The sequence below is a fragment of the Deinococcus sp. genome (assembly GCF_018260405.1).
Lineage (GTDB): Bacteria > Deinococcota > Deinococci > Deinococcales > Deinococcaceae > Deinococcus.
The window spans coordinates 1-7,854 of sequence record NZ_JAGLBG010000099.1; the positions used below are offsets into that span (position 1 = coordinate 1).

7 protein-coding genes are annotated in these 7,854 nt (G+C 59.5%); all 7 read right to left on the bottom strand.

The features are described from left to right. Positions 1–90: 90 nt before the first annotated feature. Entirely contained in the window at positions 91–657 is a 567-nt protein-coding gene (locus QZ269_RS10980) for a hypothetical protein (RefSeq protein ID WP_291426751.1), read from the bottom strand. A 448-nt stretch (positions 658–1,105) separates the two neighbouring features. After that, a complete protein-coding gene (locus tag QZ269_RS10985) occupies positions 1,106–2,302 on the bottom strand; it encodes a thiolase family protein (protein ID WP_291426752.1) in 1,197 nt (398 codons plus the stop codon). A gap of 58 nt (positions 2,303–2,360) precedes the next feature. Then, positions 2,361–2,684 (bottom strand): hypothetical protein, encoded by a 324-nt coding sequence (locus QZ269_RS10990; RefSeq protein WP_291426753.1) that lies wholly within the window; start codon positions 2,682–2,684, stop codon positions 2,361–2,363. Beyond that, the gene (locus tag QZ269_RS10995) at positions 2,681–3,844 is read right to left on the bottom strand and encodes a S9 family peptidase (protein WP_291426754.1); all 1,164 of its coding nucleotides are present in this window, start codon (positions 3,842–3,844) and stop codon (positions 2,681–2,683) included. The genes QZ269_RS10990 and QZ269_RS10995 overlap by 4 nt, the downstream gene beginning before the upstream one ends. A gap of 170 nt (positions 3,845–4,014) precedes the next feature. Continuing rightward, a complete protein-coding gene (locus tag QZ269_RS11000; RefSeq protein ID WP_291426755.1) occupies positions 4,015–6,357 on the bottom strand; it encodes a 3-hydroxyacyl-CoA dehydrogenase/enoyl-CoA hydratase family protein in 2,343 nt (780 codons plus the stop codon). A 214-nt stretch (positions 6,358–6,571) separates the two neighbouring features. Continuing rightward, on the bottom strand, positions 6,572–7,075 hold the full coding sequence (locus QZ269_RS11005; RefSeq protein ID WP_291426756.1) for a hypothetical protein: 504 nt from the start codon (positions 7,073–7,075) through the stop codon (positions 6,572–6,574). Then, the gene (locus QZ269_RS11010; protein WP_291426757.1) at positions 7,072–7,242 is read right to left on the bottom strand and encodes a hypothetical protein; all 171 of its coding nucleotides are present in this window, start codon (positions 7,240–7,242) and stop codon (positions 7,072–7,074) included. Before QZ269_RS11010 ends, QZ269_RS11005 begins: the two co-directional genes overlap by 4 nt. Positions 7,243–7,854 lie beyond the last annotated feature (612 nt).

Consider the following 7,854-nt stretch of genomic DNA (forward strand, 5'->3'; position numbering starts at 1 on the left):
CTATCCATTTGGACTGGCTTAGTTGACGTTTTTCGTGGCGTCTTACCCAAACTCGACTTCTCGTGCTGAGCAGTTACTTAAAACTTACGCTTACTGACAGTTCAGGACAGGAATAGAGTACTGACTGGTCACTATATTGCTGTAACGTCCAGCCGAATCAGTACCCTGGGCAGCCACATAGGTATAACCCTTAACGGTCACGTTGGGGGTCACATTTACGGGATTAACCGTAACGTTCTGAGGCGCTACATTGAGCGGAGCAAGGCCACGGCGAATGCTGATCTGAGCGGAGGTGGAACCGGCAGAGGAATTCACGTCATAGATGCCAGCGTCTTTATAGTTACCTGTAGTGAGGCCCTTCAATTGCAGACCGACCTGGCGCATGTAGCCACTCCAGTTAATGTCGAAGGTGGTAATCGTCGTGGCGTTGTCACAGATCACGGCAGTTGTGGCTGGAATGATCCGTCCACTCTGATCCTTGATATCGCTGCTCAGGTGCCAGTTAGTATCGTAAGCACTGATGCTGTTCAAGGAAAGGCCCGAGCCAACGTAAGGATCGCCGTAGTAACCATAGCCGTCCCAGGTAATGGTCGTTTCGCCACAGCTTGCGAGAACGCCCGTGAGGCCGACCACCGCTGCCAGTAGAGTCTTTTTCATGGGTCTCATTGTGCTCGTCAGAACTGACGCACACATGACTTACCCTTGAGGATTTGTAAGGCGTTTACAAATTTAACGGGGCAGCCTGGAAACACGCCAACCGCATAAAGAGCGGTGGCGGCTGGCAAAAGTGTAGATCATCTGGGTGCTTTTCCCGGATGACCCGAACTGTACCCGGCAGCCCCTGCTACACCCTGCGCTCAATTTCGCCCGCAGTCGGGAGCGGTCAGGCCCCATCCTGGGTGCCGCTTTGACCAAGACAGCGGTCAGGCCCCTTTCGGGTGCCGCTCGGGTTGAATCTGAAACGGACTGCCGGTTGATTTGGTGCATTCCCGAATCACTCCGAGCGGACGCGAGGAGGAACAACAGACGGACTGAGCGGTGTGGAGCAAGAAGAGACGAAAAAGGAGCCGACACTGAGGCCAGCTCCCGGTTTTCAGATTGAAATTTAGTCGGCTGCCTGAGCGTCTGCCGGGTAGACCTCAATCACCCCAGCCGCGCCCATGCCGCCGCCGATGCACATGGTAATCAGGGCCTTGCCGCCGCCGCGCCGCTGCAATTCGTAAATCGCGGTGGTCGCCAGCTTCGCGCCAGAGCAGCCCAGCGGATGGCCCAGGGCTATTGCGCCGCCGTTGACGTTCAGCTTGCTTTCGTCGATGCCGAGTTCGCGGATCACGGCCAGCGACTGCGCGGCAAAGGCTTCGTTCAGCTCAATCAGGTCAATGTCGGCCAGGGTCAGGCCCAATTGCTTGAGGACTTTGGGGACGGCGGCCACTGGGCCAATGCCCATGATTTCAGGCGCGACGCCCGCCACCGCAAAGCCCAGGAACTTCGCCAGGGGTTTGACGCCCAGTTCCTGCGCCTTCTCTGCCGACATCATCAGCACGGCTGCCGCGCCGTCGCTCAGCGGGCTAGAGTTGGCCGCGCTAACACTGCCGCCCTGCTTGAAGGCGGGGCGCACCTTCGCCATGTCTTCCAGGTTGACGTCGCGGCGAATCAGTTCGTCTTTGTCAAACTGCACAGTTTCGGACTTGATTTTGGTGCCTTTGAGGGTGTCCTTGCGAACCGGCACAGCCACGATCTCGGCGTCAAACTTGCCCGCATCCTGCGCGGCTGCCGCTTTCTGGTGGCTGGCGTAGGCAAACTTGTCCTGGTCTTCGCGGCTCACGCTGTACTTGGCGGCCACGTTCTCGGCGGTCATACCCATGCCGATGTACGCGCCGGGGCGGATGTCCACCAGTTCGGGGTTGGGGCTAGGGTTATGCCCGCTCATTGGCACAAAGCTCATGCTTTCCACGCCGCCCGCCAGCATTACGTCGGCCTGTCCAGTCTGAATGGCCGCCGCCGCCATAGCGATAGTTTGCAGCCCGCTAGAGCAAAAGCGGTTGATGGTCACGCCGCCCACCGAGTCGGGCAAACCGGCCCGCAGCGCGGCGAGGCGGCCCACATTCAGGCCCTGCTCGGCTTCGGGGATGGCGCAGCCGAGGTACACATCTTCCACGATGTCGGCGCTGACGCCAGCGCGTTTGATGGCTTCGCTCAGCACCAGAGCAGCGAGGTCGTCGGGGCGGGTGTTGGCGAGCGTGCCTTTCACGCCACGTCCAACAGGGGTACGAACAGCAGATACGATTACAGCGTCACGCATTTGGTTCTCCTTCGGAAATCTAACGTCTAAACGTGGAAACGTCTAAACGGTGGGAGGTCTAAGGGTCTAAGGGCTTGGAGGCTCTGACCTGCTCTTGCGTTACAGAATTGAAGACTGGGTGATGTCTAAGGGTCTTCAAATAGTTCAGCCGTCCAACAAATGGGCCGAAAATCTTTTCGTCACTTGGAGTGTCTTTCTGTAAGGGCCAGGGCAGTTTAGCCAATTCTTCTTCAAGAATGAAACGATAAACCGCGCCGTCTGGAAAAATTTCAAGCTTCCTGACTTTCCAACGCTCTTCATTCAGTTGAGTAGCAAGAATACAAGGTTCATCAAAAGCACTATTGAGCCACTGAACCAGTTCAAAGGCACGGCGATTTCTCATGCCAGCACCCGCGCCACAAACCTTTCCAACTGCTCGTCGTAGTCTTTCGGGCTGATATTCCACGTCCGGATGTGCTTGGCCCCCTCCACGCGGTGAAAGTCCACCAGGTCGGGGCGGGCGGCGGCAAAGGCTTCGGCCTGTGCAATAGGAATGGTGCGGTCACGGGTGCCGTGCCACAGCAGCATGGGCACGCTGAAGCGGGCGGCGGCGGCCAGCTGGTCAACCTCATTAAAGTCCTGCCCGCTGCGACGGGTAACGGCTTTTTCGGTAAAGCGCCCGACCTGCCGCGCCAGCAACTTGGGCAGGCCAAAGCGCTGCGCCTGCCAGCGAATCGTGGCCCGCCAGTCCAGCGCGGGCGAGTCCAGCATGACGCCCACGACGGGCAGCGGATACGGCTGGAATTTGGGCCGCAGCACACTCAGCGCAATGTTGCCGCCCATGCTGAAGCCGAACAAAATGACCCGCCTGTAGCCGTTTTCCCGCGCCCAGTGCAGTGCGCCCAGCACGTCCTCGGCTTCGGTATCGCCCAGCGTCAGGTAACCTTTGCCGACCTTCGGCGCACCAAAAGCGTTGCGGAAAGTGACGAACAGCGAGCCGCATCCCGTCCGCAGCATGGCGGGCAGCATCCGCAGGGCCTGAGCGCGTTGTCCGCCATGACCGTGAATCACCACAATCAGGGCGTCGCGCCGGTGCTGATGCGGTGGAACGTGCCACGCGGGCATGTCACCGACCTGGGTGTGAACGGTTACGTCCTCGTACTCGGCCCCCAGTTGCGCGGGCGTGCCGTTATAGAGGTAGGTAGACACCCAGGCCAGCGCCCCGTGCGGCAGTTTGCCACGCTCCTGCAAGATGGGCCGCTCTACCACCGTGCCGACCATGCGCCGCTCTCCGGCGACCAGGTGGCCCCGGTTGGGCAGCAGGGGCACCACGCCCAGCGGCCCCTTGCTCAGCGTTTCTGGCGAGGCGGGCAGATACAGCTTGTTGCGGCGCCGCCCGACGGGAATGAACTCCCCCTTGACCCATTGGGTCTTGGAACGCAGGATGATTTCGACACCCAGAAAGGCTCCGGCGACGACTACGGTGGCGTAAGCCAGGCCGGTCCATAGCGCGAGCTTACGCTTAGGAGTGGATTTGAGGCGGTGGAGGAGGTTGGTGGGCATAGAGAGGGGTATCTTTCCACCCTCTCCCCTTGCGGAAGAGGGCCTTGCCAAGCAAGGTGAGAGGGGACGAGCCAGGAATGCGGAGTAGGTGGCGTCTTGTACGCGGGCGTTGGCACTGGTGAGCCACCCCACTCCCAGCCTTCCCCACAAGGGAAAGGGGGCTTAAAAACCTAGTTACGCAGGGGTTTACCTGTCTTGAGCATGTGCTCAATGCGCTGCTGCGTGCCCTTCTTGCCCAGCAGGGTCAGGAAGGCTTCGCGTTCCAGGTCAAGCAGGTGCTGCTCACTGACCCTGGCGGCGCGGTTGTTGCCAGTGCCGCCCGACAGCACGCGGGCCAGTTCGTTGCTAACAACCAGGTCGTAATCGGTGATGTAGCCGCCCTCATGCATGCCGTAGAGCGCCGATTTGATGGCCCCAATCGCGGCCTCGCCCATTACGGGGATGTCCTGGCGCATCACGGGCTGCACGTAGTCGGGTGCGAGGGCCAGCACGGTGCGCTTGGCTTCCTCAATAACCAGATTCTTATTCATGACCACCGTGTCGTGGTCGCGCAGGAATCCCAGCTTGCGGGCTTCCAGGGCGCTGGCGCTGACTTTGGCGGTGCCAATCAGTTCAAAGGCACGCTGCACGGCGGGCAGCAGCAACATGCCGTTTTGCTGGCCCGGCTGCTGCATGTCGGTGAAGCGCAGCAGCATTTCCTTGGTACCGCCGCCGCCGGGAATCAGGCCCACGCCGACTTCCACCAGGCCCATGTAGGTCTCGGCGCTGGCCACCACGCGGTCGGCGTGCACGCTGAACTCGCAGCCACCGCCCAGCGTCATGCCAAAGGGCGCAGCGACGGTGGGGTGCGGGCTAAAGCGCATGGAGGTGCTGACCTGCTGGAACTGCTTAATCATGTCGTCCAGCTCGTCCCACTCGTCGGCCTGGGCCTGAGACAAAATCAGTGGCAGGTTGGCCCCCGCGCTGAAGTGCTCGCCCTGGTTGCCCACCACGAAGCCCGCGTAGCCCATATCTTGCACCAGCTTGTGAGCGTCCTGCACGGCCTTCAGCTGGTCTTCGCCCAGCGCGTTCATCTTGGCGTGCCATTCCACCAGCAACACGCCGTCGCCCAAATCCAGAATGCTCGCGCCGGGGCGCTTCTTGATGACCTTGGTGGCGTCTTTCTTGAGGTCGGTGATGACGAAGTAAGGAGCCTTGTATTCGGTCTGGTCGCCAGCCGGGGTAAAGGTCTGGTCACCGTTGTAGAACTTGTCCGCGCCGGTCTCCTTTATTTTGGCGAGCAGCGGGGGCAGGGTGCGGCCCTCGGCTTCCAAGTTTTTAATCACCTGTTGCACGCCGATGGTGTCCATCGTTTCAAACGGCCCCTGCTCCCAGCCAAAGCCCCACTTCAGCGCGTTGTCAATGTCCTGGATACGGTTAGAGACGTTTCCAGCCATCTTGGCGGCGTACCAGAAACCGTCGTTCATGGTGGCGCGCAAAAAGTCGCCTTCCTTGCCGGGAGCGGTGTACAGGGCGTTCACGCGCTCGGCAGTGGACTTGCCCTTGACCGCTTCCACGGCGGCTACCTTAACGCGGCCCTGGTCTTCGTACTCGCCCGTTTGCAGGTTCAGGTTCAGAATCTTGGTCTTGCCGTCTGCGCCCTTAGTCTTCTTGTAAAAACCGCTGCCGGTCTTGTCGCCCAGGATGCCCTTTTCCACAATCTTTTTGAAGGGTTCAATCAGGGTAAAGTCCTCGTCGTCGCCCGTGGCGGCCCCGATGTCGTTGGCGACGTGCGAGATGATGTCCAGCCCCGACAGGTCGGCGGTGCGGAAAGTGGCGCTGCTGGCGCGGCCCAGTGCAGGCCCGGTAAGCTGGTCAACCTCGGCGGGGGTCAGGCCAAATTCTTCCATATGGCGCATGGCCCTGACGATGCCGTACACGCCGATGCGGTTGGCGATGAAGCCCGGCACGTCGTTAGCGATAACCACGCCTTTACCCAGCGTCTCGGTGGCGAACTGGCTGATGGACTCCACCACTTCGGGGGCCGTTTTGTCGGTCGGAATGATTTCCAGCAGGTGCAAGTAGCGCGGCGGGTTGAAAAAGTGTGCGCCCACAAAACGTCGCCCAAAGTCCTCGCCCCGCCCTTCAATTTGCAGGTGCATGGGGATGCCCGACGAGTTGGAAGAGATAATGGCCGTTTTCTTGGCAATGGGTTCCACTTTCGCCCACAGGTCTTTCTTGGCGTCTAGCTTCTCGATAATCGCTTCCAGCACCCAGTCGCAATCTTTGAGTTTCTTGAGGTCGTCTTCCAGGTTGCCGACTTCAATCAACCTGGCGCAGTCAGGATCCATAAAAGCGGCTGGGCGGGCCTTGAGCGCACGCTCTACGCCCGCTTTGACCAGAAAGTTGCGGTCAGGCTTATCGGGCAGAACAATGTCCAGCAGCAGCACGGGAATGCCCGCGTTGGCGAGTTGCGCGGCGATGGCGGCTCCCATCACACCCGCGCCGATGACGGCGGCTTTTCTAATCTTCATGCGACCTCCGGTGAGACTATTTCTCTTGAGTTTGTACTCAGTCTAAGTTTAGCGGATAGGCGGAACGGATGTCCATGTCAGCAGCCAGACCGTAAGGCCAATGAGTGCCTTGTGAAGCGTGCACGCCGCCAAAGCTCAGGCGTGGGCCGTCGGGGCGGCAAAGGGCAGCGACCTCCTGACCCTTGGTGCGAACCCTTCAGATCATATGCCCAGCTCATTTCAAGCTGCTCAGCGCGGCGTCCAGTGTCTTTTGGTACTTTGGAAGCTGCTTGGTGGTGGCGTTCACAGCCACGATCAGCGGGTGGCGCTTGTCGCTGGTGAAGAGAATGTGGTTGTAAATGGGCTGGTCGACGGCCTGCATGGTGAATTCCAATTCGTACCAGTCGCGCCCCGACCGTTTTAGGGGGCCGTTTTTCAGATACTTCAGCTCGGGCATCTGTTGCTGGAACAGTTTGCTCGTGGTCTGCCCGAATTTGTTGAGGTCGGCAGCTTTCAGGGGAGATTTCTGATCGTAGGTAAAGGCGATGTTCACCTGCGTGTCCGGCGTGGTGTACACGGCTAGCGGCGGGTTGCCACGCGGATACTTGATGGCCACTGTCTCGGCGTCCATCAGCGTGAATCCGGCGGGTACTTCCAGCGAAAGCGTGGTGCCGGGCACGGTCACGCGGGCGGTCTGAGCCGTACCACTCAGAAGGGCCAGCAAAAGCAGTGGCTTCATGAATTGAGAATAGCGTGTCCTGTGGGGAAGTTGCGGTCAGGCTTGTCGGGCAGAACAATCTCCAGCAGCACGGGAATGTCCGCGTTGGCGAGTTGCGCGGCGATAGCGGCTCCCAGCACACCCGCGCCATTGACGGCAGCTTTTCTTACGGGGTACTTCGTTTGCATGTGACCTTCTGGGTAGGTTGAACGTCATCCATTATGAGCTTTTGCCCGCGCTGGGAGAGAAAAAATCCCCCGGAAAGTAGAAAGGGTGGGGGGCGCGGGGAAATGTTGAACTCGGTTCAAGTTTAGGGGATGAGGGGAGGATTGTCCATGAGCGTGCAGAGGTCAGAGACTGGCCCTGGCACTCTGTAAAGGTCAGGCCGCTCAGTGAGACCCTGTACCGTTTGTGCCCGTCTGGGAAGCGGGGCGCGGCACCCGGTCGCCCAGTCCACGCCCGGCAGCCCTTTTCTCTCCTGCTCACTCTGCGGGGCAAGCCCTACAAGTGCGCCCGGGTAGGGTTCGACCAGCAACCGAAACGCCGCCCATGTGGACGGCGTTTTCGTGAGGTCGCTTCCCCTGGGCTTGGGTTGTTCCGTTGACAAGCCATCTTACAGGGGAAGCAAGATGATTGTCACCGAAAAAATTATTTGTCAAAAATCGAACAAATTATTTGTCACTGCCGTTGACACGTAATTCTTTGCAGATTGACAGATAATTCGTAACTGCTCAGCACGAGAAGTCGAGTTTGGGTAAGACGCCACGAAAAACGTCAACTAAGCCAGTCCAAATGGATAG

Bases quoted from the DNA above. Each gene is read 5' to 3' on its own strand.
- QZ269_RS10980 (WP_291426751.1), bottom strand. From the start codon at position 657: ATGAAAAAGACTCTACTGGCAGCGGTGGTCGGCCTCACGGGCGTTCTC.
- QZ269_RS10985 (WP_291426752.1), bottom strand. From the start codon at position 2,302: ATGCGTGACGCTGTAATCGTATCTGCTGTTCGTACCCCTGTTGGACGT.
- QZ269_RS10990 (WP_291426753.1), bottom strand. From the start codon at position 2,684: ATGAGAAATCGCCGTGCCTTTGAACTGGTTCAGTGGCTCAATAGTGCT.
- QZ269_RS10995 (WP_291426754.1), bottom strand. From the start codon at position 3,844: ATGCCCACCAACCTCCTCCACCGCCTCAAATCCACTCCTAAGCGTAAG.
- QZ269_RS11000 (WP_291426755.1), bottom strand. From the start codon at position 6,357: ATGAAGATTAGAAAAGCCGCCGTCATCGGCGCGGGTGTGATGGGAGCC.
- QZ269_RS11005 (WP_291426756.1), bottom strand. From the start codon at position 7,075: ATGAAGCCACTGCTTTTGCTGGCCCTTCTGAGTGGTACGGCTCAGACC.
- QZ269_RS11010 (WP_291426757.1), bottom strand. From the start codon at position 7,242: ATGCAAACGAAGTACCCCGTAAGAAAAGCTGCCGTCAATGGCGCGGGT.